Here is a 25,486-nt window from a genome sequence, read left to right as displayed (position 1 = left end):
CAGTGAAAAAATGTTATTTACATGCTATTTACGATTAAATATATGTTTGATGCGCATTTTTTATACACAGCTAGGCAAGTATTTGATTAGACGCGTTCATTTTTAGGTCTATTTTTATTTTCAATGGTATAAATTTTTCGTTACACTGCAACCCCAAATGAAGTGATATTAAGAATTATGGAACTAATCTATTTTGCCGCCGCGTTTGTGTGTGGCTTTGCTGTTTATCAGTTAAAGCTGCCTCCTCTTATTGGATTTTTATTAGCAGGTTTTGCTTTAAATTTATCGGGTTATAAAAGTACAGAGTTGCTCGATACAATAGCAGCACTTGGCGTAACCCTTCTTCTTTTTAGTATTGGTTTAAAGCTAAAGGTAAACAGTTTAATTAAACCCCAAGTGTGGGCGCCTGCAACATTGCATATTATTTTTAGCAGCGCGCTTTTTAGTGGCTTTATGTTATTGCTTGGTGTTTTCGCTATTCCACTGTTTATTGATTTAAGTTGGCAAAGTGCTTTATTAGTTGGGTTTGCGCTTAGTTTTTCAAGTACTGTATTTGCAGTAAAAGTGCTTGAAGAACGCGGAGAAATGGCAAGCCTTCACGGTAAAATAGCCATTGGTATACTAGTCATGCAAGATATCTTTGCTGTTATCTTTTTAGCGATTAGTACAGGTAAAATTCCAAATGTATGGGCAATTGCATTAATAATTGCTCTGCCTTTATTACGACCTGTCATGTATGGCGTATTAAATCGCTCTAAACATGGTGAACTATTACCATTATTTGGTTTTTTCTTTGCTTTAGTTGCTGGTTATCATGCATTTGAATTTGCAGGATTAAAAGGCGACCTAGGCGCACTCATAATTGGGATGATGTTTGCACCACATAAAAAAGCAGGAGAACTATCAAAATCTCTGCTTAATTTAAAAGACATATTATTAGTCGGTTTTTTCTTAAGTATTGGCTTGAGCGCAGAGCTAACCACTAGCTCATTAATCGTTGCTATTATACTTGTTTTAGTTTTACCTATTAAAATAGCGCTTTATTACGTATTCACAAATATATTCAAACTACGCGCACGTACATCATTACTTACCGCCTTTAGTTTATCTAACTACAGCGAATTTGGGTTAATTGTATGTGCAGTAGCAGCTAGCACAGGCATGATCACTTCTGAGTGGCTGGCCGTAATGGCAATTGCTGTTTCTATTACCTTTGTAATTGCCTCGCCGTTAAATAAGCGCTCAAACGAGCTATACGTAAAAATAGAGCACTGGCTATTAAAGTTTGAAAGCAAAACTCGTTTAGCTGAAGAGCTACCTGTTAACCTAAACGATACTAAAATAGTCATTTTTGGTATGGGACGTATTGGTACTGGTGCTTATGAAACAATCAACGCGACTCACCCAAATGTTGTTGCAGGCATAGATATAAAACCTGAAGTGGTAGATAAGCACGTTAACAGAGGCCGCAACGTATTAATTGCTGATGCAACAGATCCTGACTTTTGGCAACGAGTAAATCATTCGCAAGTAGAAATGGTCATGCTTGCAATGCCAAAGCATATGCAAAATATTTTTGCGCTAGAGCAACTACAAGCCTCAGGTTATAAAGGCCAAGTAACAGCTATTGCAAACTACCCTGATCAACAAAAAGAGCTAGAAGAAATGGGTGTTCATTCTACTTATAACTTTTACTTAGAAGCAGGTAGTGGTTTTGCAGAGCACGTTAAACAAGAGCTATTTAACGAATAATCACTTTTTATAACGTCTATAAATAACAAAGCCTTAAAATCATTAAGGCTTTGTTATTAGTTTTTAAATGAAAAGCAATTCTATTTACATTCCTTTACAAGCCATTTCACCACGACCATAAAAAACAGGTAGACTATCCATGTTGGTTAAATAAAACCCCATGTTCTAATAATAACTTAATTAGATCCCAGCTAATTAAAGTTCAACTAGGTTTATATTAATCAACAAAAAATTATTAAATCAGAGGGCCTACTCCCTCGCAAAATAGGCTGTTTCTTGCCCGTCACAGCCTATTTTATATTTCTAAAATCCCTTACACTTACGCAGACTTTAAAACCTAAGTAACTCTTATGGATCCAAAACAATTAAAAATAGCTGTAAATACAACGATGCCTTTTGGGAAATATGCTGGGCGCCCTTTATTACTACTACCAGAACCTTATTTGGTGTGGTTCAAACAGCAGGGATTTCCTAACTCGAAACTTGGTAGCCAACTAGCGATGATGTATGAGGTTAAACTAAATGGCCTTGAGCAAATGTTAATGCCATTACTTGAAAAAAATAAAAAATAATTGAGAACTTTTTTAAATACTTGCGGTCTATTATATTGCTACTTGTTGATTTTGGTTTTTAACCGCAAAAAAAGCGCCTTAGGCGCTTTTTTTATGTCTTAAATTTAAGAGGTAAATATACAATAAATTTAGCACCACCTAAGCTTGAGCTTTCTGCTTTACACTCTCCTTGGTGCCACGACACAATTTTAGCAACTATAGCAAGCCCTAAACCAAAGCCACCAGTGTCCTTGCCTCTACTTTTATCTAATCGAGTAAAAGGCTTAAATACGTTTTCTCGCTCAACGGGGTCAATCCCTTCACCATCATCTTCAACAATCAATACGATGTGAGTTGCCTCTTGTAGCAATGAAATTTTGACTTGTTGATGAGTGTATTTGAGCGCATTGCCAATTAAATTTTGAAATACTCGCGCCATAAAGTGGCTATCACAGTAGTAGTTTAAATGCTCAGGGAGGTTTATAGAGAGCGTTGTTCTAGCTTCAAAATTTAGCTTTTCAACAGTGGTTTTTACCAGCCCAGCTAAATCGCAGTTTATTGGCTGTAAACTTGGTTGTTGAGAGTCTAATCGCGCGTATTCAAGCATTTCAGAGACAAGTGACTCAAGCTCGCTAATGTCTGTTTGCATGTTTGTTAGGTATTTTTCGCCTTTTTCGTCAAGCATTTGTTCTTGTAGCATGACTATTGCAAACTTTAAACGTGCTAGTGGTGTTCTAAACTCATGCGACACCGATGAGGTAAGCTCTTGCTGCGCACTAAGTAAAAACTCAATACGTTGCTGCATTACCTTTAATGTATCAGTTATAGGTAAAAAGAAAGACTTAGAAGAGTCATTTAGTTGAAAGTCTTGCAAACCCTCTACCGCTTCACACGCTTTACGTAGCTTTGCAAAGTCACGCCAGAGTAAAAAGCTCCATAGCCCAACTGGTATACCTACAATAATAAGTAGTAATAAATACGGCCAAACAGAAGATGATTCTTGCGTTAATACGCCTACCGGTCCTACTTGAAGTAATGAATCATTACCGAGATCTACATACCAAACAATGCGTTGTTGCTTATCATACAAATATAAGTAGTGGTTTTGATTTAGCTGCGATTGTTGTTTTTGAGGAAGTATTAAATCACGTCGTTCAATCACTTTACTTTCAAAGTTATGCTTTAGTTTTTTAAGACCATTTGGGGTTTGTGAAAGCAACCACAGTGATTGCCCAAACTCATCGTCTAAGAAGACCTGCTGCTGCGACTCTTCATAGGGCCACAGCTGCTCAATAACACCACTTACAACAAATAATGAAACAATGATATATAAGTATAAGCTGGTAAACAGTTTTCCCATTACAGCCGATTAACCTTAAATAGTTCTAAAGATCCCATGCATCAGAAACAAATAAATAGCCTTGTCCCCATACGGTTTTTATACGATACGGCTTATCACTATTATCGCCTAATTTTTTACGAATTCGTGATACGCGTACATCCACAGTTCTATCAAGTCCGTCGTATTGACGGCCAATCATATGTTGGTGCACATGTTCTCTGCTTAGTACTTCACCCGCATTTGACGCTAATAGCCATAGTAGTTCAAACTCGTGCGAAGTTAATACAATCTCTGAATCACTTAGTTTTACAATACGGCTTGTTTTATCGATGACTAAATCACCAAACTGCAGTTCTTCACTAGACTTTACTATTGGTTGCCCACGTCGTAGTAATGCATTGATCCGCGCTAGTAATACACGTGGCTCTGCTGGTTTTATTACATAATCATCAGCACCAAGTTCTAAACCAAGCACTTGGTCGAAGTCTTCACCTTTAGCAGTCAACATTAAAATTGGTAGAGTAAATTTATCTCTTACTTGGCGGCAAACGCTAAAGCCATCTTTACCTGGCAGCATAACGTCTAGAATCATTAAATCGGGTGTATTGTTTTCTAGGTAATTAAACACTTCGTCACCACGCTCTAACACTTCGACTTCAAGGCCATTATGTTCAAGGTAATCTTTTGTTAGCTGTTGTAAACCGAGATCATCTTCAACAAGTAAAATTTTTGGCATTAGTTGCTCCTAAATTAAAAAAAGCTCCACGGAGAGCGAAGCCTACGCCTATTTTTTTTAGCATGGGCGCTTTGTACTTCAACCTGTGTTTTTGCTATTAACACACCCGTATGAGGATTGATTAAGGAGTATATGGTCTCCACCTGAACACGCGCTTTATAATTAAATTGCCCAGAACGCTGCTGCTGCCAGCATTGAAGTAGTTGTTCTTGTTGATACAAACAGACATCACTATAGGTGTTTAATAGCCATTTAAACTGTAAATCAAGATCGCAAAAATCCTGCTGTTCGGAAACCACGCAGACCTTTGGAGAAACACTAAAAACAGGGGTTTGTGCCACACTAAAACCACTAAAAAAAGTGGTAATAAACACAACTAATATTGAATACTTCATATTAAAAAGTACGATCGAATCCTATAAATGCAGTCATTGAATAAGTACGTTCAAAGAGCGGACTGCCATCCATAGCCGAATAGTCGTAATATGCTACATGAAAACGAAGAGAGTCAGCCTTACTCAGTGGCCAACGGGCGTCGATTTTAGCATAAGGTTGCCAACTACTACCAACGTCTATTTTGCCAAATTGAGTTTCACCCTCATTAAGTCCATAAAAATAGCTATTTAGTTCCGCAGATTTATAGTTTATTCCAAGTGTTGGCTTTATTTTAAGCTTTCCTAGCACAGTATGATATTGCCACTGCAATGCACCGCGTACACCTCGATAAACATCGGTTATATCATGCAGAGCCTGAACTGAAAAAACATGGTCATCATTTACATAGTGATATGCAATACCCGCATCCAAGGCAATTTGCCGTTTATGCAAATTATCAATATCAGCGTAGCGAGAGGACGAGGCTTCATTTTGCATTACAAACTGATTATTAAGAGCACTACTTTGCAATGCAAATACATTTTTAGGGTGCCAGTCTATAAAAAAGCGAGATTCAGAGTTGAGTTCACTAACTAGATTAAAGTGATGCTTTGGGGATTGTGAAAATGAATAGCCAAGGCGGCCATTATCAAAAAACCATTGCTCTGCATAAAACGCAATTTGTGGAATAAGCACAAGCGGAATATTATCTCCACCATGCAAAGGGTTGGTTATAACTCCAGCCCCAACGCTTAAACTCAAATGCAGGCGATCAGTTGTTATATCTTGCTCTGTATAATCGTCAGCATGCTTGCTTGCCTGTGTTGCTTGCACCGAAAGGCAAGCAAACAAAGTGCTAAAACATAGAGCAGTTAATAAGGAGAAGGAATACCGCATCAGCGTACATCAAAGTATTAAATTAAGTAAGTTCCCCATACTAGCAAGGTCTTTTTAAACTAGCTCTAGCTGGTTACAATTATTCACAATTTGTATACACAAATGTTAACTTTTGTGTTTTTGAAGTGACAAACCCTTAAAATTAGTTATGTGCGTTGGCTAAGCTGGCACTGCTTTGAGAAACTTTGGAAATGAGGGATAACCTCGCAAATGCTTTAATTCAAATAAAATCTGCAGGAAGCCAACTCTAACAACTTTTTTTTATTAACCTTACAAGCTACTAGGTTACCAAAGTTAATAGCGGCTTTAGCCGTAATAAATCAAGCTTCTGATGCTTATTAAATATCAGGGGCTATTTCTATTCGGTTTCGGCCATGTGTTTTTGCGATATATAAGGCTCTATCTGCACGCTCAACTAAAACTGAGCTATTAGTAAATGGACGTAAAATAGCTAAACCAAAACTTGCAGAAATAGCACGTTTAGCTGTTATATCATGCTTTTTACGAATCGCTAATTTCGCAATAGCTAAACGTATACAATCGGCAAACGCTATTATATCGTTAATAGTGTCAAAATAAGCTGTTATACAAAACTCTTCGCCACCGTATCTATATATATTTGCTGTTTCAGTTGTATTTTCTCTCACTTTTTTGGCAACTAACCTCAACACTTCGTCACCCTTTTGATGACCAAAGTCATCGTTAAAACGTTTAAAGTGATCAATATCAAACATAATTAGTACGGCAAGAGAATCTTCCTGTGCTTTCTCTGAGTATTCAAAACAAAATTTTACGATATCTGAATCAAACTTACCTCGGTTATAAAACCCCGTAAGCGTGTCGGTATCAGCTGCTTCTTTTGAAATATTAAGTGCTTCTTTTAAATCTTTTATTTCGTTGTAAGCAACAGCTAACTTAGTTTGAAATTCTCTAGCATAATCCTGCATAGCAATAGAATCGTCGGTTAAGCGCTCTACACAACCTAATATTTCATTATAAGAATTTACATCAGCAAGCATATTTAATTCATTTTGTGAATCAACTAAACTTGTTGTAAAGCTTTTGGAATGCTCAAGCGTGGTGCTTATATCTTGCTGGACTTGCTCCATAGTTGTATGGAACTTTTCAGTCATTTCTTGAAAGAAAGCCAGATCGTCTTGCGTTAAATGCTTATCAAAAATTTCTTTTGCTTTGTCTTGTGAGCATGTTTGTTGCTCAGCAATAACATGGTCTAATTCAGCATTTAATGAAGGGTTACTCCCTTGAATGTAACAGTACCAAATTGCATAGTTGATAGGCGTAACCGGCATGCGGTATTTTACCATCAAAGGAATCGCCTTTTTAAGGCATTGAGCAGAATGAGCAAGTGATACGGCGTGGTTCATAAATAAACTCTCAAGCGTCATTGTTTTTATTATTAGCACTCAATGTTAAGTAATAGTAAACTCATACGCAACCTATATTAATACTATTTAACTAATTTGCTTGCTCTGTGTGCATATTAAATTGCTTTTGCTTCTAAAGTTTGCGCAATATTCCACAACGCACTGATTGCAGGGTCATTTAACTCTTTTCTTAATACCGCTAAACCGATATCAAACCCTTCAGGTGCTTGCATTTTTGGTGTTAGTATTTGTACCTTATCCTGCAGCGGGCTATTATCTAGCACTATTTTAGGGACCATTGCGACGCCTAGCCCTAAGCTCACCATAGATACCATTGCTTCATGTCCTGCAACTTGGGCGTAGATTTTTCCGTGAATATTATTTTTGCGCCACCAGTGCTCTAACCTTTGGCGAGAAAAACCTTGTTCTGGGACAATAAACTCTAAATCAGACCAATTAATGTCATCACTATTTTGTGTAAGCTTTTGTGTGATCGGACATTGAATTTTTGGGCCAATTAATAAAAGTGGTGAGTGCCCAATATCAACAAAGGCAATTTGCGACGGTAATTTATTAGGCTTAGCTGCAATTGCCATTAATTCGTGGCCATCTAGGACACGATTTATAGCAAGTGCTGGGTCACCGGTATTTAATGTTATTTCTATGTACTGATGCTGCGCACGAAGTTGTTCTAATATTTGATGTAAAAAACTATAAGATGCAGTTACAGAACAATAAATACTTACTTTGCCGTAAATATGCTGTTGTGGGTCTTTTACATTCGTTTTAAAACGTTGCCAATTAGCAAGCGTTGCCGTTGCGTAATCAATAAAGGACTCCCCCTCACGCGTTAATTTAACGCTTCGGTTATCGCGGATAAACAATGCTACTCCAACTTCTTCTTCCAAATGTTTTATATTTCGGCTCAAAGTGGGTGCGCTTATGTGGCAAAGCTCACTTGCGCGCCCAAAGTGAAGTGTTTTAGCCAACGCTAAAAAGTAGTTTAAGTGCTTATGTTCCATCCAACCCCCTGCATTTCATATTATGAAACACTTTAATTCAAATATATCATTTTACGCAAGCAACGATTTTACATATGGTGTTTGTAAGCGCAGTAAACATTGCGCATCTAACAAACATGACTTTATAGGACACTAACAATGGCGAATTATTTCAATACCTTACCTTTACGCGAGCAATTAGCGCAATTAGCGCAATGTGAATTTATGGACGCAGGCGAATTTGCCGATGGCGTTGATGCACTTAAAGGTAAAAAACTAGTTATTGTAGGCTGTGGCGCACAAGGTTTAAACCAAGGCTTAAACTTACGTGACTCTGGTTTAGATGTTTCTTACACATTACGCGCATCAGCTATTTCTGAGCGTCGCCAATCATTTTTGAACGCATCTGAAAACGGCTTTACTGTTGGCACTTACGAAGAACTAATCCCAACAGCTGATGTAGTACTTAATTTAACACCAGATAAGCAACATACTGCTGTAGTAAGTGCAATTATGCCGCTTATGAAAAAAGGCTCTACACTTGCCTACTCTCATGGCTTTAATATTGTTGAAGAAGGCATGCAAGTACGTGAAGACATTACTGTAATCATGGTTGCGCCTAAGTGTCCTGGTTCTGAAGTACGTGAAGAATACAAACGCGGTTTTGGTGTACCAACTCTAATTGCTGTTCACCCAGAAAATGACCCTCAAGGTCATGGTTTAGCACAAGCTAAAGCGTATGCAGCAGGGACTGGCGGACACCGTGCAGGTGTACTTAAATCATCATTTATTGCTGAAGTTAAGTCAGACCTAATGGGCGAGCAAACCATTTTATGTGGCATGTTACAAACTGGCTCTATTTTATGTTTTGATAAAATGATAGAAAAAGGCGTTGATGCGGGTTATGCATCAAAGCTAATTCAATACGGCTGGGAAGTAATTACCGAAGCACTTAAGTACGGCGGCGTTACAAACATGCTTGACCGCCTTTCAAACCCTGCAAAAGTAAAAGCGTTCGAACTAAGCGAAGAGCTAAAACTAATTATGCGCCCGCTTTATAATAAGCATCAAGATGACATCATCGACGGCACTTTCTCACGCACTATGATGGAAGACTGGAATAACGATGACGTAAACTTACTTAAATGGCGCGCTGAAACAGCAGAGACTAACTTTGAAAAGACCCCTGCTGGCGATGTAGAAATCTCAGAACAGGAATTTTTTGATAACGGTATTTTAATGGTAGCAATGGTAAAAGCAGGTGTTGAACTTGCTTTTGAAACCATGACAGCAGCCGGTATTATTGAAGAGTCAGCTTACTACGAGTCTTTACATGAAACGCCATTAATTGCTAATACTATTGCACGCAAAAAGCTTTTTGAAATGAACCGTACAATTTCTGACACTGCAGAGTATGGATGTTACCTATATAACCATGCATGTTTACCATTACTTGCAGATTTTATGAAAAAAATTGATACAGATGTTATTGGTAAAGGCCTTGGCGAGCACTGTAACCAAGTTGATAACCAAACATTAATTCAAATTAACGCCGCCCTTCGTGAACACCCAGTTGAAAAAGTAGGTGCTAAATTACGTGGCTACATGTCAGCAATGAAAAAGATTGTTTAACCCTAAACGATAAATGTTTCGCTTGTTAGAAACCAAGCCCATATGCTTTGCTTATGGGCTTTTTTATGCATATTCATAAAAATTTAACCATAACACGCTACCTTCTATTCATTTCACAGTAGGCAATATCTAGCTCTAAATAAATAATGTGCTAGTATAGTCCTCTACTCAGTTGTAAAATTAATTAATATCATGACGATACAAAACCTTTCTATTACTCAAAAAATCACAGCTTTAGGCAGTGTTATTGCTATATGCGTAGCGGCACTGATTGGCTTGACCTCTTTATACAGCTCTAAAGACATAATTGAGCAACGTATGATCGAGTCAGAGCTACCTAGTAAACTGCAAACAATCAGTAATCATATAGGCGGTGAAATTAACGAGTTACTTGGTGCTGCTCAGCAACTATCATCAAACGAATTTGTTTTACAATGGGCTCAGTCTAGTAATCAAGACGACACTTTATTATTAAAAGAATTAAATCGTGTTGCCCAGCAATACGATTTAGCAACAGCATCTTGGGCAAATAGAGACACTGCACAGTACTGGAACCAAAATGGTTTTTTGCGTGTGTTAAAAAACGATACAGCTGATGGCTGGTTTTTTGCGTTCAAACAATCAAAACAACCTTATTCTATCAGTATTTATCAAGAGTCAGCCAATGATGTGAAAATGTTTGTAAATCATCAGCAAGCTAATGGTACTGGTTTAGCAGGTCTTGCAAAAAGCATCACTGATATGCAAAAGCTATTACAGCAATTTAAAATTGAGCAAACAGGTTTTGTATTTATTGCAGATAAAAATGGATTAATTCAACTTCATAAAGATGCCAATAAAGTAGCAAAAGCAAATATTGACGATTTATATACTGCAAATATTCACAGCCAACTATTTAATAGTAATGGCTTTGCACTAGAAGAAATTAGCTTAAATGGCGAACCTACTCTTATAGCTGCAACCCCAATTAAAAACACTGACTTATATGTTGTAGCTCAAGTACCAAAAAGTGAAGTATTCGCAAGTGTAAACACCCTACAATGGCAAATATTTACTTTTACAGTAATTACCGCGTTAGTTGCTAGCTTGATTAGTTACTTACTTGCTCGCTCTCTTTCATCTCCACTTTCTAAAATGGCTGAGTTATTTTCACGCTTAGGCTCTGGCGATGCAAACTTAGCGTACCGCTTACCAGAATCAAGCCAACCAGAGCTCAACAATCTAAGTAATGGCTTTAACCAGTTTATAAATAAAATAGAAACAGCGATTACTCAAGTTGCCAGTGAAAGCCACGATATTCGCCAAAGTTCTGATCATGTATTTGAACAGGCAAAACGAAACTCGCAAGCAATTGATAATCAAAAAGAGCAAACAATATCTGTCGCTGCAGCTATCAACGAAATGGGCGCTACAGTGCAAGAAATAGCACAAAGCGCAGCGAATACAGCTAAGTTAACCGATAACAGCCGTGAGAACACCATTCAAAGCCACAAACAAGTATTACAAAGCCAGGCAACTATCTCAGCCCTAGCTAGCGATATTGATGGCATAACAGAGCAAGTTACTTTGCTTTCTAAAAAAACGGTTGATATAGCAAGTATTGTGGATTCAATTAGAGGGATATCGGATCAGACTAATCTACTTGCTTTAAACGCGGCAATTGAATCTGCTCGCGCAGGTGAGCACGGCCGAGGCTTTGCTGTTGTTGCTGATGAAGTACGCGCTCTGGCAAACCGTACATCGCAATCAACCACCGAAATTCAATCTATGATTGAAGAGCTTACAAGAATATCTGATGATGTAGTTAACGATATTAGCCAATCAAAAGATAAAGCGCAGCAAAGCGTTGGAGCCATGCAAAGCTCAGTAGAATTACTCGATGCGATAGCCGAAACAGCTAATCAAATAAACGATATGGCTACGCTTATTGCAACTGCAACTGAGCAGCAAAGTAATGTGGTTGCTGATGTAGGTCGTAACATAGAGCAAATAAGTGAAATTAGCGATAAAGCAATGAGCGAGCAAATCAATACAGAGCAAGCTATTCGTGACTTGGCAAACAGCGCTCAAACACTCGATGCACTTGTCGCTACCTTTGAAAAACATCGCTAAGCAGCTATAACTGCTATATTTCCTTTGTGAGCAAAAGCTATATTAAAAGCTAGCTTTTGCCCACAGCGAATACGGTTTAATCTAAATAAATTAACTAAATGATTTTAGTGTCGCCGGTATTAAATGCTAAAACGTATGCTTCTTTTTTGGCCCTAGGGAGCTTTTTTAATTGATACTCAAGTTTACTTGCTTCACTTTTATTACCAACTTGTTGTTGATGAATAAGTAAAAGCGGCCCTTTCCCTCTAAGGTTTTTGGCCCCTTTGCCGGCTTGATGAGTTGCAAAGCGTTTTTCAACATTAGTCGTGATCCCTGTGTACCAATGACCAAATCGTGTCTCAACTATATATAAAAACCAAGTAGACTCCGTTTTTAAAATATTCGTTTCGATGTGCTGTAAACTTTTTTCATTATTTATGGTCAAAACATTACCTTAACGCCCTTAACATAAAACAATTGCTTAAAAGGGTTTTACCTTCAGTGACTAATCGGTATCATGCAGATTATAAAAAATAAGGATCACAACTAACAATGCAGTCGTTAAAAACTTTTTCTCTTTGGCTTATCGTTGCTTTAACACTTAGCTCAGCAGCAGGTTGCTCTAGCTGGGTATACCGAATTAACATCCCCCAAGGCAACTTTTTAGAGCAATCGGATGTTGAAAAACTTCGTGTAAATATGACTCGAGAGCAAGTTGTTTACGTATTAGGCAGACCTATTGCCGAGGACACCTTTGATAACAATACTTGGCGTTATATTTACAGCTTTAATAAGGGCCGTAAAAACGAGCAAAATAAAGAGTTAGTAATTAACTTTGAAAATGAAAAGTTAGTTTCAATTTCAGGTGATTATGACCAACCTGAAAACTTTACTACACCGCTCGAGCAATAAATTTCTCAAGTGGTAAAAAAAGGTGAGCATGGCTCACCTTTTTTATTGGTTTATTTAAAAGCTTTTACCATTTTAAACAACGTTAGCGTGTGATTTAATCCGTTAAATTTTTTCCACGTTTATACCGATTTTCGTTACTTTTCGAGTGGGCGGCCACCCGTTATTTTATTTGCACGCCCTTCTTCTTTAGCTTTTTCTGCACGCTTTCTACGCGCATCTTTAGGGTCTGCAACTAATGGACGATATATTTCTATACGGTCACCGTCTTTTAACTCATAGTTAGCTTTTACAGTTCGATTCCACACACCTAAAGTTAGCGATGTAGCATCTATCTCAGGGCACTTTTGTATAATACCTGACTGAATAACAGCCTGTTCTACTGTAGTCCCTAGTGGCACTTCAATTGATAAACACGTGGCCGTGGTTGGTAATGCAAATACCACCTCAACATTAATCATGCTCTCGCTCCATAAACCTGTTTTGCACGTTGAGTAAATGCACTCACCATATTTTTTGCAACATCGTTAAAAATCTTACCAAAGGCAAGCTCTATTAACTTACTTGAAAATTCAAATTCTAGTTGCAAGTGAACTTTACATGCTTTGGCGTCAAGCTCTTGAAAGTGCCAACGTCCTTTTAACATCTTAAATGGTCCATCAACAAGGCTTAGTAACACTGTTTGCTCATCAACAAAGGTGTTTTCGGTGGTAAACCACTTTTTTATACCCGCCTTGGATATTTCTAAACTCGCGGTCATGTTATTATCATGCTGTGAAACAATTTTTGAGTCTGAGCAATTTGGTAAAAACTGCGAATAAGCTTCTACATCATTAACTAGATCAAACATCTCTTTAGTGCTGTACATAACCAGCGCACTTTTTTCTATTTGTGGCATACTCACTCCCAACTGTGTGGGCGAATTTTAGCAAGCTTTGCGCGTTTCCCCAAATTTTCATGCTGCTTAAATTAAAGCTTAATTTTTAAAAGCATTATTAAAAAATCGATGTAAAACATCTCACATTACGTATATTATAGGGCACTATGGCTAAGAAAAATTCATCAAAATCGACAAGTAATACCATCGCGCTAAACAAAAAAGCGCGACATGAGTATTTTTTACACGATAAGTTTGAAGCAGGTGTTGAACTACAAGGCTGGGAAGTAAAAAGTATCCGAGCAGGTAAGGTAAACATCACCGAAACTTATATTCATCTTAAAAATGGCGAAGCATTTTTGCTTGGCGCGCAAATCCAGCCACTTAATAGTGCATCAACCCATGTAATTTGCGATCCGTTGCGTTATCGTAAGTTACTATTAAGCAGACGCGAACTTGACCGTCTACTCGGTGCAACAGAGCGAGATGGCTATTCATTAATAGCTACAGCTATGTACTGGAAAAAATGTTGGGTAAAACTTGAATTTCATCTAGCAAAAGGTAAAAAGTTGCACGATAAACGTGACGACGGGAAAAATAAAGATTGGTCTCGCGAAAAAGAACGTTTAATGAAACACAAAGTATAAGCACAGCGCCTAACTAACAAGTTAGGCGTTTTTTTTATTAAAAAACCAACTATTATTTGTTTTATTAATATACACCAAGATTACTATTCATTCAGAATATACATGTAAATAATTTATTACAATTTTATTGTGAATTAATTAATTTAATTATTACTCGCATTTAGGCTGTATTTGTTATTTCCAAAATAAAGCATATGCGCCTATTTCAACCTTCTTCAGCGCACAACATCTGTTTTAAAATCATCCAAAAACACACAAAAAACCATACTAAAATCACATTTCAGTCTAATTGCTAACACTTAAGTTACATGATATTAATGTCGTCGCTTGTTATATCAATCCGCTTAAATATGGGATTTATTTAACAATTTAAAAAGGATTGGTATAGAGCAACTAAATTTATAACATATCAACAAGGACTTAAGGATGAAGCAATCAACTGCATTTACACCTAGCTTAATTGCAGGTGCTACAATCGCACTTTCAGCAGGTTTTACAACAACAACTTACGCTGCTGAAGAAGCTAAAAAAGTAGAGCGCATTGAAGTAACTGGCTCACGAATCAAACGTTCAGATATCGAAGGACCTTCTCCGGTTCAATCAATCGCAAGAGCTGATATTGAGAACATGGGTTATGACAACCTACAACAACTCCTCGAAAGAATGCCTGTCGCGGGTAGCGGTACTTTCTCAACACGTGGTAACAACCAAGACTCAACTGCAAATGGGTCTGCTGCTGTTAGTTTACGTGGCTTAGGTGCTGATGCTACGCTCGTACTAATCAATGGCCGTCGTGTATCTATTAGTGCATTTGCCGAAGGTATCACAAACTCATTTGTAGATATTAACAGTATCCCAGTTTCTACCATTGAGCGAATCGATATACTAAAAGATGGTGCTTCAGCTATCTACGGCTCAGACGCAGTGGCGGGTGTGGTAAACGTAATCTTGAAAAAAGACATTGACGGTGTTGAAGTTAATTTGGGCTACGGTGGTACTGATGGTCCCAATTATGAAGAAACAACAGCAAGTTTAGTATGGGGTACTACTAGCGAGAAAAGTAGCGCGTCAGTTATTATCGATTACTTTAAAAATACATCTCTTTCTTCTGATGAAATGGGCAGCTTAGGTACAGCAAATCAATCACCTTATGGTGGTGAAGATTTTCGCTCATCTCGTGGCTTCCCTGGATATTTTTATGTAGACGGTGTTAAAACAATTGATCCGGCTTGTCCTGCTGAAAATGCAACTTCAAGCGGCAGTTGTTTATTTGATTACGGCCCCTACGGTTATATCGCACCAGCGTCTGAACGCGTGGGTGCTATTTCTCAATTTGAATATAACTTTGATAATGGCATTACGGGCTTTTTAGAAATGGCAGTACAGCACAATACGTCTGTTGCGGCCGGAGCCCCTACTCCACTTGATGAAGATGCAGGCTTAACTGTCCCAGCTAGCCACCCTAACAATCCATTTGGTGAAGACATTCAAATTGGTCGTTACCGTACAGTTGATGCTGGCGCACGCCAATGGGATATTGAATCAGATACTCTTCGCTTTGTTGCAGGGCTTAGAGGTGAGTTTAATGACTGGAGCTGGGAAACTGCTGTACAAAAAGGCCGAAGTAAATCTTTGCAAACAGGTGATAGAACACAAGGTTGGGTGCGTACTGATTTCTTACAACAAGAAATTGATGCAGGAAACTACAATCCATTTGGTGGCACATACAACGCCCCTGCTGTAATTGATCGTATTACAACAAGCTTAGTGCGTCGTGGTGAGTCTCACATGACTTCCTTTGATGCAAACATTACAGGTGAAGCATTTAGTTTTGGCGATGATGTAGTAATGATGGCTGCAGGTATTGAGTACCGTGAAGAAGACGTTAATGACATTCCAGATGATCAATTTCAACGTGGTTTAATATTTGGCACAGAGTCTGTATCTGCATCTGCAGATCGTGAACAATACGCAGCCTATGTCGAGTTTTCTATCCCTCTTGCTGATAATTTAGAGCTACAACTTGCTGGCCGTTACGATGACTACAGTGACTTCGGTACAACAACAAACCCTAAAGTAGCTCTTCGCTGGGCGCCTACTGATGAAATCACAGTGCGTGGCTCTTGGGCACAAGGCTTTAGAGCGCCTTCTTTGGCACAAGTTGGTTTAGGTCCATCTCAAGAAAGCCAATTCTTTGTAGATACATACCGATGTGAAGCAACGGGCCTTGATTGTGATGCACTTGATTACAACATTGAATTTGCTGGTAACCCTGACCTTGAAGCTGAAGAATCAGAATCATGGAATATCGGCTTTATTTGGGCGCCTTCTGCTGAGTTTGGTTTAAGTGTCGATGTGTGGAGCATCACTCAAGATAACAAAATTGATGAGCAAGAGTTTGGTCCAATTTATAACTCTGAGTGTAATAACCAAGATAGTACTGTATGTGTGCGCTTAACACCTACAGGTGGCGATAGCTTAGGAACAATTCAAAAAATTTACAGCACATTTGAAAACGTTTCTTCGCAAGAAGTATCTGGGGTCGATGTTTCAGCTAACTACAATCACTCACTTGATGACTTAGGTTTATTGAAATTTAATTTAGAATGGGCATACCAAGATAAATTTGAAAAAGATGGCCGCGATTACACCGGTGAGTATGGCTATCCAGAGCACCGCTGGATTTTCTCTACAAACTGGGAAATTGGCGAGTTTAATACAAACGTAAACATCAGTTATGTAGGTGAGTTTGAAGATACCCCAGATATTGATTTTGACGGTAATTTAGACTTTGATAGCAATACATCACGTATGGTTGATTCGCAAACATTGGTAGATTTACAAACATCTTATCGTGTTACTGACTCAACTAAAGTATCGCTAGGTGTAAATAACTTATTTGATGAAGAGCCACCATTTGCAATTGGTGATGGCGACGCTGATCTATACGGTTATGCTTCAGGTGTACACAATCCTAGAGGCCGATACTTCTATACTAAAGTTAGCTTCTCGTTTTAACTTTGCGAGCTTATTTTAAAGTGAGCTAACGCTACAAATAAAAAAACCGCCAATTGGCGGTTTTTTTTATTTAAAACTAAGGGCTAAATTATAGCTCGCCTTCGTTTTCAGATAAGAACTTAGCAACGCCTTCAGGGCTTGCGTCCATACCTTTTTTACCTTCAGTCCAACCAGCAGGACATACTTCACCGTGCTCAGTATGGAACGCTAGCGCGTCAACCATGCGAAGCATTTCGTCTATGTTACGACCTAGTGGTAAATCGTTCACTACTTGGTGACGTACGTTACCTTCTTCATCAATTAAGAAAGAACCACGGAACGCAACACCCGCTTCTGGATGCTCAACGTCGTATGCTTTACAAATTTCGTGTTTAACGTCTGCAACTAGTGCGTATTGAACTTTACCAATACCGCCGTCTGCTACAGCAGTGTTACGCCATGCGTTATGTGAGAATTGTGAATCGATAGAAACACCAATTACTTCTACGCCACGCTTTTGAAACTCTTCAAAACGCTTATCAAATGCAATAAGTTCAGAAGGACATACAAACGTGAAATCTAGTGGGTAAAAGAAGATAACTGCTTTTTTACCTTTAATTGTTTCATGAAGGTTATAGCTATCTACAATTTCACCGTTACCAAGAACAGCTGCAGCGGTAAAGTCTGGTGCCTGGCGGCCTACTAATACACCCATTTTATTCTCCAAATATTTTGAGTTTGTTTTCAATTGCTTTCGCAATGCTGGTACTTATATGGGCGCTAAAAATTAAAAACCAATAGCGCATACATATAATTAATTGGCATTCTAAAGTTATTCACTGCAAAAGAACAATCGCATTTAACGATGTGAGCAATCGAAAATAACGAACACTTGCAACTTGCACTAATATGCTTAAATAATAGGTCTATTTTAAAGGGTAAGTTGCGTTGTAACTAAGTGGAAATTTTAAAAATATCGAAGTGGTTTATACATTAAACTTTTTAGAATTTCATATACAGTGGCGCTAAATTTTACAGATATAAAAAAACCTGCAAATGCAGGTTTCTCGCTTAGACTTAGTCCATTATATCTGAGGGCATATCACCACGGATTTTTTGCCAAATCTCACCTGTTTGATGACCGTATTTACGCATCATCGAAATAGCACCATCATGCTCTTTATTTTCTGCCAAAATGGTTAAATCTTTATAAAACTGACGAGCAAGTTCACGAGTTCCGGCATCAGAGAAGTAATGACAACCAATCTTTGAATAAAAGCCTCTAAAACCATTAAGTATTAATACATAAATACGGTTATTACCCGCAACGGCTAATTCGTGATGCACTTTATAATCATAGTCAGCAAATGCTTGAGCGGTGTCTTCTAGCTCATGGCTTTGTGATAAAATTTCAATCACGCGTTCAGGATTTAACTTAATTGCAGCACGTGTATAAATAGCACTAATATTAGTACGTGCAGATAAAAGCTGATCTGTCAGCTCTGGCATCTTGTCTTCATCTAAGCGCGCTAATGTTTCAAGAATATTTAAGCCAGACGTTTCCCAAAAGTTATTTACTTTTGTAGGTTTACCATGCTGAATTGTTAGCCAACCATCACGTGCTAAACGCTGTAATACTTCTCTCAAGGTTGTTCTTGTAACACCAATTAACTCTGAAAGTTCTCGCTCGGCAGGTAAAATTGAACCTGGAGGGAAATCGCCGTTCCAAATGGACTCAACTATATATTCTTCAGCAAATCCTGCTGGGCTTTTCGCTTTAAAAATTCTCATCCAGTTCCCACTCGAATTAATCAACACTCATCGTTTTACACGAATAACTGACTGATTGTACCAGACGAAGCACAACTAACAAGTAAAGTAATATATATTAATAAAGCAAATGGGTAGAAATTTAAAATTAATAAATAATTAAATTTGGGTTTCTCTAATTTAGCTACAATGCATGAATATCTAGAGTAATATTCATTGTAGGTACATTGTTATTATGGAGATATTTTTATTTACGCAGCGCCTGAGCTTAATTAACTTATCCCGCACTTGCCATAAGAAAAAGTACAAAAAAGTGCAACCATAAAAAACTCTTTAGATGATGCATCACCTTAGTATAAGTAAGCAATATAACTGAGCTTATGTATCGATGGGAAAATAATAGAACGTCATTTAACCTTTGCTAAGGCTGAATTGAGTAGTCATTAATTTCATCTTATAAAAAGCGACTTCGGTAGCTTTTTTTTCCTTTTTGTTGCTGCATACTTTATCCTACGTCATAATCTAACGTCCTATTAAAACGCGGAATTTTTATGAACTGGCTTGCACAATTACCTACCCAACGAACCCCGTGGCTTTTATTTACAGCTATCGTTTTTTTACTTGAAGTTACCGCTCTTTTCTTTCAATACAAAATGGGGTTAGCGCCTTGCATAATGTGTATATATCAACGCACTGCAGTATTGGGGTTATTAGGCGCAGGGATTGTAGGCTCAAGTAAACCACAAAGTAAAACTGTGCGTATGATAGCGTATGTTATTTGGGGAATATCGAGTGTTTGGGGATACTTAATTGCTCGCGAACATATTGATATGCAGACCACCACAGACCCTTTTGCATTTAGCTGCGAGTTTGAACCAAATTTCCCATCATTTATGCCACTACATGAATGGATACCTAGCTTTTTTCAAGCTACCGGGGATTGTGGAAATATAGATTGGCAGTTTGTTGGCATGAGCATGCCTGCTTGGATGGAAGTGATATTTGGGATTTTCTCACTAACGCTATTTATTATAATTATTGCCCGTTTATCAATTAAAAAGTCGATTTGATATGTTTACATTTTTTTCAAGCCAATTAGACCAGCTTAAGCATTTAAAAGTACGCCAGCGTCAAGACGTAATTGCGCTTGCATTAAGTCAGCTATCGCCAACTGATAAAGTTCTATTGCGTATTATAAAACTGCTATTACTTAGCCCACTATTTTTAATATTCACTGTATTTAAAGGTTGGATATTAATACCATTTTTGATACTTGGCGGATTGTGCTATCCACTATTAACTACACCTATTGAGATTAACTTTGCTAAAAAGCACTTAAGCGATGCACTAAAACAATTTAATCAGGGCGCCTAGCACCCTGATTACTATTTAGAAATATTAAAGTGTAAGTTTCCCCTCTAATTTAGCTAAAAGCTTTTTGCCAATCCCTTTAACTTGCGATAAATCACTAACGCTTTTAAATTCGCCATTTTCTTCACGATAATCCACAATTGCCTGCGCTTTTTTCTTACCTATACCAGGTAACTTAGCAAGCATCTCTGCATCAGCATTATTTATACTAATTGTCTCAGCTTGAGGCATTTGCTTAGTTACTTCTGATAATTGTGCATACGCGGTAGTCGCGGGTAGTAAACATAATAAACTTATGATGAGTAAATTTTTTAACGTTTTCATTAAACTTGTCCTTATTCTTCTTTTCTTAATTTTGAGTATTGCTCAGGAAATCAATAAATAAGGAACTGTAAAGTTCATCACTTAAAGTGTACCTAAACGCATTATCACTATGATCCGAAATCCTGAAAATGCAGCTGGTACAACAAAGTGATTGCTTAACTAAAGTAAAGTTACCGTTTTTTGTCAAATTTAAGACACCTAAAAATTAATACTTCGCGCTTGCAAATTTACTTACAAACCATTACTGTACATAAAAACAGTAATCTAATGGTTTTTTAAAAACCACGGTGCCAAGCAATTTTGCAGGAGAAATCATGGCTGTTGTTGTTAAATATGTTGTAGAACGAAACGGAGTCGAGCGTATGACGTTTACTACCAAAAAAGAAGCTGATGCTTATGACAAGATGCTCGATATAGCAGAATCACTTGAGCTGATGCTAGAAAAGGTAGACGTACCGCTTAGTGAGCAACAAATTGAATCACTTGCTTTAGAAATAGCGAAAAGCAAAGATGATTTTATGACCATATTAAAAGGTGGCAAAGATCCAGCTGTTACCAAAGCGCCAGCAAAAAGTAAAAAGTCAGATAACGTTGCATCAATTGAAGATAACAACGATAAAAAAGTAAGTTAATTCATAGAGTGTTCCCTCCTCGAACGGGACAAACTAAATAAAAAAGGGAGCAACTAAGTTGCTCCCTTTTTTATTATACTAATTCACTTAATTAAATGATCTCTTTAGGGTGGAAAAACGTGTTGATAGCTAGGCAAAAATTCGATATTTAGTTGTACTAAATGAGAATTTTTTAACGCCGGTAGCAACACGTTTAGCCCCGCAAAATGATTAAGTATTATTGCGGATTGGTATTAATTACTACTCACTTTAAAATAAGTAGTAATTGCTAATTAAAGCTCTTTTTCTACTTCATCAAATAAAGCAGTGATGTTTTGCTCAGGCTCTTTTGTTACTAAGCTAACAACAACAATTGCAATACTCGCTAAAATAAAGCCCGGTACTATTTCGTACATAAAGCTACTTAAGCTTTCACCATTGATAGTAAATGGTCCATATATCCAAATTAGCACAGTAAATGCGCCTACTAACATACCAGCTAACGCACCAGCAAAGTTCATGCGTTTCCAATAAAGGCTAAACAATACAAGTGGTCCAAACGCAGCACCAAAGCCAGCCCACGCATTACTTACTAGGTCTAAAATAGAGCTATCTCTGTCGTAAGCTAAATAAATAGCGAACATAGCAACTACGGCAACACTTATACGGCCAACAGCAACTAGCTCTTTATCACTGGCATCTTTACGTAAGAATGTTTTATAGAAATCTTCTGTTAATGAACTTGAACTAACCAATAATTGAGATGAGATAGTACTCATAATCGCAGCCAAAATTGCAGCAAGTAAAAAGCCAGCAATAAGTGGGTGGAACAGCAACTCAGAAAGAATTAAGAAAATTGTTTCAGGGTCTTCAACTACAATGTTGTTCTCATAAGTATAAGCTGCACCAAATATACCAGTACCAACAGCACCAATGGCAGCAACAATCATCCATGTCATACCAATACGGCGTGCTTTAGGCATATCTTTAACACTACGTACCGACATAAAACGAACAATGATATGTGGTTGGCCAAAATAACCTAAACCCCAAGCCATTGCAGAAATAATACCTAATGCAGAACCTGCACCAATCCAGTTAAGCATATCTGGATTTACGCTATGTAAAGTTGATTCTAAAGGTTGTTCAAGCAAAGAGTATGCAACCGTTGGTACTAGAATAAGTGCAATGAACATAATACAACCTTGCACAAAGTCAGTTAAGCTTACAGCTAAAAAACCACCAAACAAGGTATATAAAACAACTACGCCCGTTGTAATGTATAAACCCATTTCATAAGTTAAACCAAATGAGCTTTCAAACAATTTACCACCAGCGACAACACCAGATGAAGTATAAAGAGTAAAGAAAACAATAATTACCACAGCTGATACAACACGTAATAGGTTGGATTTATCATTGAAGCGATTTGAAAAGTAGTCTGGGATGGTTATAGAGTCATTTGCTTTTTCAGTGTAAACACGTAATCTCGGTGCAACTAACAGATAGTTTAACCAAGCACCAATCACCAAGCCAATTGCTATCCATGTACTACTAAAACCAGTAACAAACATCGCACCAGGTAGGCCCATTAAAATCCAGCCACTCATATCAGATGCACCTGCAGACAGTGCAGCTACACTTGGAGATAGATTTCGTCCACCTAACATGTAACCAGATACATCGTCAGTAGATTGCTTATATGCATATAGTCCGATACCTAACATTACAATAAAATATAATGCTAGTGAAATAATCATTCCTGTTTCCAAATTAGCCTCCGCATAATTATTAATAATAGGCTTTAATCCAAATAATGACTCTTAAAATTTTATAGTTAAGACACTATTGGGGTAAAAACCATTCTCGCTGACTATATCATGCTTGATAATAAAATCTCCAACTTGTTGCCCTCACCTGATACAAAAATACTCATGTTGAATAATTTTAAAGCGAATTGGTGAAATATAATAAATTAAATACTAGAAAGACCTTAATTTTTAATGATAATTTATTAATCTAGCAAATATACGTAATGCTATTTTGAGTCTTTTGCCATATATTATTACAATAACTAATTAGATTACTCTTACGGAACTGTTTATGTATTTTTACGCTGCACGCCAACCTATTTTAGACAGAGATAAAAAGCTCATCGGATATGAACTTTTATTTCGCGATGGCGTTGATAACGTATTTCCCGATATAGACGGTGACGAGGCAACTACACGACTAATTGAAGGTAGTCAGTTTAATTTCGGCTTAGAAGATTTAACCGACAATAAACCCGCCTATATAAATTTCACCCTAGAAACGCTATCAAAGGGCTACCCAACACTACTGGGCAAAGATACTGTAGTTGTAGAAATCCTTGAAACTGTGCAACCTGGGAAGCGATTATTAGCCATAGTGAAAGATCTAAAAGATAAAGGTTACACTATTGCTCTTGATGACTATATTCATCAGCCTGTTTGGCGCCACTTTTATCCATTTATTGATATTATTAAAATAGACTTTTTAGCATCTGATATAGATACAATAAAAACGGTTCTTAATGATTTAAAACTGCACTCGCATATTAAGTTACTTGCCGAAAAAGTAGAAACCTATGAAATTTACCAACAAGCTCTAGAGCTTGGTTTTGATTATTTCCAAGGATTTTTCTTCTCCAAACCGGAAATGGTACAAAGTAAGGCTCTACCGCCTTCAGAAATGGCATTAGCTGAATTACTTTACGAAACATCAAGCGTTGATATGGATCTTAAAAAAATCACTGATGTGTTTGAGCGTGATGTAAACCTATCTTACAAATTACTTAGGTATTCAAATTCTGCTGCCTTTGCAAGGCGTGCTGAAATAAGTACCATTAAGCAAGCCCTTATAGTGCTTGGCGCTAACGAAATTAAAAAACTATTATCATTATTATTTGCAGCACAAGTATCAGCAGATAAACCTGTAGAGCTAATTAGGCTATCGCTTACGCGCGCTCGTTTTGGTGAGTTACTCGCTATATCCCATGGACAATTTAAAGATACCGGCATGGCATTTTTAACCGGTATGATGTCTCTTATGGATGCTATTTTAGATGAGAGTATGGAAAGCGTTATGAAAAAGCTTCCACTTTCGAATGACATAAAAGCAGCGTTATTAAACGATGAAGGCTTGCTGGCAAAATATTTAAACTTAGTTAAGTATTATGAACAAGCTAACTGGTCAGCCGCAAACGAATTAACGAAAGAGCTAAACCTAGGTGAAAAAGTTCCTGATGCCTATCATGAAGCACTGACTTGGGTTAATGAGCAAATGCAGTTAATAGTTAACGAAAAATAAGTAACCCGAACTCTGGTTAAAACATTTACTAATATATTGAATCATAATGATATCTAAGTTTATTTTTCTCTAGCCAAAGTTCAGATTCTATATAAACAGTAAATAAAAACGCCAGCATTTAGCTGGCGTTTTTATTAGTGGCTTCAATTATAAACTTTCTAAAAAGTCTTCATCAAAATCAGCTGGCTCTTCTTTAACTGGTGGATTGCCATCGTACAGCTCATAAATTTGACGCTGGAAGTAAATATCTTTTACAAATAAGTACGGATCAAGTGAATCATTTAATAGCCCTTCTTGTGGGATTAATGATGCACGCGCCTCAACTGCTTTTAAAACAAATACTAAAATAGTTTGTGGAGTCGTTAGTGCAACTTCAGGTAATACAAAGTTGTCGACTACATCACCGGTCAGGTTACGTGCTGTTGTTGGCCCCATACCTGGTAGCATTAAATAGGCGCCATCACCTACGCCCCATACACCCAACGTTTGCCCAAAGTCTTCATCGACTATTTCAAGACCTAGTGAGCTTGCAACATCAAAGATACCAAAAAGACCGACAGTAGAGTTAACTAAAAAACGTGCTAAGCTCACACTTGCATTACCCGGTTTACCTTGCAAACCCGCATTGATCATATCTACAGGTGCGGTGATATTACCTGTAAAATTAACAATACCGTTTCTTACCGGTACAGGCGTTACTTCAACATAACCTACAGCAACTGGGCGCAATAAATAAGCATCCAGTACATCCATATTAAAGTCATATAATGGACGATTAATACTTTGCAGCGGATCTCTGTCATCTACTTTGCTTTGAGGTACCTGAGCACAGCCGGCTAGTATCAATAAACATAAAAAAGTAAAACTGTGTTTTAACATCTAACGTCC

25 protein-coding genes are annotated in these 25,486 nt (G+C 37.5%); 11 read left to right on the top strand and 14 right to left on the bottom strand.

Annotation, left to right across the window (positions count from 1 at the left end; genetic code table 11):
* The first annotated feature begins 177 nt into the window (after positions 1-177).
* Both H5118_RS10680 and H5118_RS10675 read left to right on the top strand, forming a co-directional pair.
* The gene (locus tag H5118_RS10680) at positions 178-1,752 is read left to right on the top strand and encodes a cation:proton antiporter family protein (RefSeq protein ID WP_004335737.1); all 1,575 of its coding nucleotides are present in this window, start codon (positions 178-180) and stop codon (positions 1,750-1,752) included.
* Between the two features lie 350 nt (positions 1,753-2,102).
* Positions 2,103-2,324: a DUF3820 family protein gene (locus tag H5118_RS10675; protein ID WP_024594942.1), complete on the top strand. Its 222-nt coding sequence runs from the start codon at positions 2,103-2,105 to the stop codon at positions 2,322-2,324.
* Positions 2,325-2,415: 91 nt separating this feature from the next.
* Here the strand turns inward: H5118_RS10675 and H5118_RS10670 are convergent, their stop codons facing one another.
* The 6 genes from H5118_RS10670 to ilvY all read right to left on the bottom strand — a co-directional run bounded on the left by H5118_RS10670 (position 2,416) and on the right by ilvY (position 8,060).
* A complete protein-coding gene (locus H5118_RS10670; protein ID WP_024606184.1) occupies positions 2,416-3,663 on the bottom strand; it encodes an ATP-binding protein in 1,248 nt (415 codons plus the stop codon).
* Between the two features lie 25 nt (positions 3,664-3,688).
* Positions 3,689-4,381 (bottom strand): response regulator, encoded by a 693-nt coding sequence (locus H5118_RS10665; RefSeq protein WP_024589922.1) that lies wholly within the window; start codon positions 4,379-4,381, stop codon positions 3,689-3,691.
* Positions 4,382-4,395: 14 nt separating this feature from the next.
* Entirely contained in the window at positions 4,396-4,776 is a 381-nt protein-coding gene (locus tag H5118_RS10660; RefSeq protein WP_024594944.1) for a DUF3019 domain-containing protein, read from the bottom strand.
* A gap of 1 nt (position 4,777) precedes the next feature.
* A complete protein-coding gene (locus H5118_RS10655; RefSeq protein ID WP_024594945.1) occupies positions 4,778-5,590 on the bottom strand; it encodes a MipA/OmpV family protein in 813 nt (270 codons plus the stop codon).
* A 401-nt stretch (positions 5,591-5,991) separates the two neighbouring features.
* Positions 5,992-7,038, bottom strand: coding sequence for a GGDEF domain-containing protein (locus H5118_RS10650; protein ID WP_024594946.1), 1,047 nt, complete (start codon positions 7,036-7,038; stop codon positions 5,992-5,994).
* 116 nt (positions 7,039-7,154) lie between these two features.
* Positions 7,155-8,060: an HTH-type transcriptional activator IlvY gene (ilvY, locus tag H5118_RS10645; protein WP_024594947.1), complete on the bottom strand. Its 906-nt coding sequence runs from the start codon at positions 8,058-8,060 to the stop codon at positions 7,155-7,157.
* Positions 8,061-8,198: 138 nt separating this feature from the next.
* Between ilvY and ilvC the strand changes: the two genes are divergently transcribed.
* Positions 8,199-9,671 (top strand): ketol-acid reductoisomerase, encoded by a 1,473-nt coding sequence (ilvC, locus tag H5118_RS10640; RefSeq protein ID WP_182724519.1) that lies wholly within the window; start codon positions 8,199-8,201, stop codon positions 9,669-9,671.
* Between the two features lie 192 nt (positions 9,672-9,863).
* Positions 9,864-11,783 carry a methyl-accepting chemotaxis protein gene (locus H5118_RS10635; protein ID WP_182737838.1) on the top strand — a complete coding sequence of 640 codons (1,920 nt, stop codon included), beginning with the start codon at positions 9,864-9,866 and terminating at the stop codon, positions 11,781-11,783.
* A 94-nt stretch (positions 11,784-11,877) separates the two neighbouring features.
* On the opposite strand, the gene H5118_RS10630 is transcribed toward H5118_RS10635, so the two are convergent.
* Positions 11,878-12,207, bottom strand: a complete 330-nt coding sequence (locus H5118_RS10630; RefSeq protein ID WP_024594786.1) for a GIY-YIG nuclease family protein — start codon at positions 12,205-12,207, stop codon at positions 11,878-11,880.
* A gap of 107 nt (positions 12,208-12,314) precedes the next feature.
* On the opposite strand from H5118_RS10630, the gene H5118_RS10625 reads away from it, so the two are divergent.
* The gene (locus H5118_RS10625; RefSeq protein ID WP_182748783.1) at positions 12,315-12,674 is read left to right on the top strand and encodes an outer membrane protein assembly factor BamE; all 360 of its coding nucleotides are present in this window, start codon (positions 12,315-12,317) and stop codon (positions 12,672-12,674) included.
* 134 nt (positions 12,675-12,808) lie between these two features.
* On the opposite strand, the gene H5118_RS10620 is transcribed toward H5118_RS10625, so the two are convergent.
* Positions 12,809-13,132, bottom strand: coding sequence for an RnfH family protein (locus H5118_RS10620; protein ID WP_182748781.1), 324 nt, complete (start codon positions 13,130-13,132; stop codon positions 12,809-12,811).
* Positions 13,129-13,569 carry a type II toxin-antitoxin system RatA family toxin gene (locus tag H5118_RS10615; protein WP_182715998.1) on the bottom strand — a complete coding sequence of 147 codons (441 nt, stop codon included), beginning with the start codon at positions 13,567-13,569 and terminating at the stop codon, positions 13,129-13,131. Before H5118_RS10615 ends, H5118_RS10620 begins: the two co-directional genes overlap by 4 nt.
* Positions 13,570-13,715: 146 nt before the next feature.
* Here H5118_RS10615 and smpB point away from each other — a divergent pair, with 146 nt between their 5' ends.
* Both smpB and H5118_RS10605 read left to right on the top strand, forming a co-directional pair.
* On the top strand, positions 13,716-14,195 hold the full coding sequence (gene smpB, locus H5118_RS10610; RefSeq protein ID WP_004335699.1) for an SsrA-binding protein SmpB: 480 nt from the start codon (positions 13,716-13,718) through the stop codon (positions 14,193-14,195).
* 426 nt (positions 14,196-14,621) lie between these two features.
* Complete coding sequence (locus tag H5118_RS10605) at positions 14,622-17,213, top strand: TonB-dependent receptor (protein ID WP_182748779.1); 2,592 nt, start codon at positions 14,622-14,624, stop codon at positions 17,211-17,213.
* A gap of 88 nt (positions 17,214-17,301) precedes the next feature.
* On the opposite strand, the gene H5118_RS10600 is transcribed toward H5118_RS10605, so the two are convergent.
* A complete protein-coding gene (locus H5118_RS10600; protein ID WP_007378637.1) occupies positions 17,302-17,907 on the bottom strand; it encodes a peroxiredoxin in 606 nt (201 codons plus the stop codon).
* A 362-nt stretch (positions 17,908-18,269) separates the two neighbouring features.
* Complete coding sequence (fadR, locus tag H5118_RS10595; protein ID WP_004335692.1) at positions 18,270-18,983, bottom strand: fatty acid metabolism transcriptional regulator FadR; 714 nt, start codon at positions 18,981-18,983, stop codon at positions 18,270-18,272.
* Between the two features lie 530 nt (positions 18,984-19,513).
* On the opposite strand from fadR, the gene dsbB reads away from it, so the two are divergent.
* Together dsbB and H5118_RS10585 are read left to right on the top strand one after the other, a co-directional pair.
* A complete protein-coding gene (gene dsbB, locus H5118_RS10590) occupies positions 19,514-20,032 on the top strand; it encodes a disulfide bond formation protein DsbB (RefSeq protein WP_024595347.1) in 519 nt (172 codons plus the stop codon).
* 1 nt (position 20,033) lies between these two features.
* Positions 20,034-20,336 carry a DUF6170 family protein gene (locus H5118_RS10585; RefSeq protein ID WP_024595348.1) on the top strand — a complete coding sequence of 101 codons (303 nt, stop codon included), beginning with the start codon at positions 20,034-20,036 and terminating at the stop codon, positions 20,334-20,336.
* A gap of 24 nt (positions 20,337-20,360) precedes the next feature.
* Here H5118_RS10585 and H5118_RS10580 read toward each other — a convergent pair whose 3' ends face one another.
* Complete coding sequence (locus H5118_RS10580) at positions 20,361-20,657, bottom strand: helix-hairpin-helix domain-containing protein (protein ID WP_024595349.1); 297 nt, start codon at positions 20,655-20,657, stop codon at positions 20,361-20,363.
* Positions 20,658-20,971: 314 nt separating this feature from the next.
* On the opposite strand from H5118_RS10580, the gene H5118_RS10575 reads away from it, so the two are divergent.
* On the top strand, positions 20,972-21,289 hold the full coding sequence (locus H5118_RS10575; protein ID WP_004335683.1) for a YebG family protein: 318 nt from the start codon (positions 20,972-20,974) through the stop codon (positions 21,287-21,289).
* 272 nt (positions 21,290-21,561) lie between these two features.
* Here the strand turns inward: H5118_RS10575 and putP are convergent, their stop codons facing one another.
* Positions 21,562-23,040 carry a sodium/proline symporter PutP gene (putP, locus tag H5118_RS10570; protein ID WP_149602304.1) on the bottom strand — a complete coding sequence of 493 codons (1,479 nt, stop codon included), beginning with the start codon at positions 23,038-23,040 and terminating at the stop codon, positions 21,562-21,564.
* A gap of 331 nt (positions 23,041-23,371) precedes the next feature.
* Here putP and H5118_RS10565 point away from each other — a divergent pair, with 331 nt between their 5' ends.
* A complete protein-coding gene (locus H5118_RS10565; protein ID WP_004335679.1) occupies positions 23,372-24,598 on the top strand; it encodes an EAL and HDOD domain-containing protein in 1,227 nt (408 codons plus the stop codon).
* Positions 24,599-24,745: 147 nt separating this feature from the next.
* On the opposite strand, the gene H5118_RS10560 is transcribed toward H5118_RS10565, so the two are convergent.
* The gene (locus H5118_RS10560) at positions 24,746-25,477 is read right to left on the bottom strand and encodes a VacJ family lipoprotein (RefSeq protein WP_182682688.1); all 732 of its coding nucleotides are present in this window, start codon (positions 25,475-25,477) and stop codon (positions 24,746-24,748) included.
* Positions 25,478-25,486 lie beyond the last annotated feature (9 nt).

Origin of the sequence: Pseudoalteromonas sp. SR41-1, from assembly GCF_014164015.1 — a bacterium.
Classification (GTDB): Bacteria; Pseudomonadota; Gammaproteobacteria; order Enterobacterales; family Alteromonadaceae; genus Pseudoalteromonas; species Pseudoalteromonas distincta.
Note: the sequence above shows the minus strand (reverse complement) of the source record. Positions and strands in the feature narration are given on the sequence as shown.

Bases quoted from the DNA above. Each gene is read 5' to 3' on its own strand.
- H5118_RS10560 (WP_182682688.1), bottom strand. From the start codon at position 25,477: ATGTTAAAACACAGTTTTACTTTTTTATGTTTATTGATACTAGCCGGC.
- H5118_RS10585 (WP_024595348.1), top strand. From the start codon at position 20,034: ATGTTTACATTTTTTTCAAGCCAATTAGACCAGCTTAAGCATTTAAAA.
- H5118_RS10575 (WP_004335683.1), top strand. From the start codon at position 20,972: ATGGCTGTTGTTGTTAAATATGTTGTAGAACGAAACGGAGTCGAGCGT.
- dsbB (WP_024595347.1), top strand. From the start codon at position 19,514: ATGAACTGGCTTGCACAATTACCTACCCAACGAACCCCGTGGCTTTTA.
- H5118_RS10625 (WP_182748783.1), top strand. From the start codon at position 12,315: ATGCAGTCGTTAAAAACTTTTTCTCTTTGGCTTATCGTTGCTTTAACA.
- ilvY (WP_024594947.1), bottom strand. From the start codon at position 8,060: ATGGAACATAAGCACTTAAACTACTTTTTAGCGTTGGCTAAAACACTT.
- H5118_RS10635 (WP_182737838.1), top strand. From the start codon at position 9,864: ATGACGATACAAAACCTTTCTATTACTCAAAAAATCACAGCTTTAGGC.
- H5118_RS10565 (WP_004335679.1), top strand. From the start codon at position 23,372: ATGTATTTTTACGCTGCACGCCAACCTATTTTAGACAGAGATAAAAAG.
- H5118_RS10660 (WP_024594944.1), bottom strand. From the start codon at position 4,776: ATGAAGTATTCAATATTAGTTGTGTTTATTACCACTTTTTTTAGTGGT.
- H5118_RS10605 (WP_182748779.1), top strand. From the start codon at position 14,622: ATGAAGCAATCAACTGCATTTACACCTAGCTTAATTGCAGGTGCTACA.
- smpB (WP_004335699.1), top strand. From the start codon at position 13,716: ATGGCTAAGAAAAATTCATCAAAATCGACAAGTAATACCATCGCGCTA.
- H5118_RS10580 (WP_024595349.1), bottom strand. From the start codon at position 20,657: ATGAAAACGTTAAAAAATTTACTCATCATAAGTTTATTATGTTTACTA.
- fadR (WP_004335692.1), bottom strand. From the start codon at position 18,983: ATGAGAATTTTTAAAGCGAAAAGCCCAGCAGGATTTGCTGAAGAATAT.
- H5118_RS10620 (WP_182748781.1), bottom strand. From the start codon at position 13,132: ATGATTAATGTTGAGGTGGTATTTGCATTACCAACCACGGCCACGTGT.
- H5118_RS10670 (WP_024606184.1), bottom strand. From the start codon at position 3,663: ATGGGAAAACTGTTTACCAGCTTATACTTATATATCATTGTTTCATTA.
- H5118_RS10650 (WP_024594946.1), bottom strand. From the start codon at position 7,038: ATGAACCACGCCGTATCACTTGCTCATTCTGCTCAATGCCTTAAAAAG.
- H5118_RS10675 (WP_024594942.1), top strand. From the start codon at position 2,103: ATGGATCCAAAACAATTAAAAATAGCTGTAAATACAACGATGCCTTTT.
- H5118_RS10680 (WP_004335737.1), top strand. From the start codon at position 178: ATGGAACTAATCTATTTTGCCGCCGCGTTTGTGTGTGGCTTTGCTGTT.
- H5118_RS10600 (WP_007378637.1), bottom strand. From the start codon at position 17,907: ATGGGTGTATTAGTAGGCCGCCAGGCACCAGACTTTACCGCTGCAGCT.
- ilvC (WP_182724519.1), top strand. From the start codon at position 8,199: ATGGCGAATTATTTCAATACCTTACCTTTACGCGAGCAATTAGCGCAA.
- H5118_RS10665 (WP_024589922.1), bottom strand. From the start codon at position 4,381: ATGCCAAAAATTTTACTTGTTGAAGATGATCTCGGTTTACAACAGCTA.
- H5118_RS10615 (WP_182715998.1), bottom strand. From the start codon at position 13,569: ATGCCACAAATAGAAAAAAGTGCGCTGGTTATGTACAGCACTAAAGAG.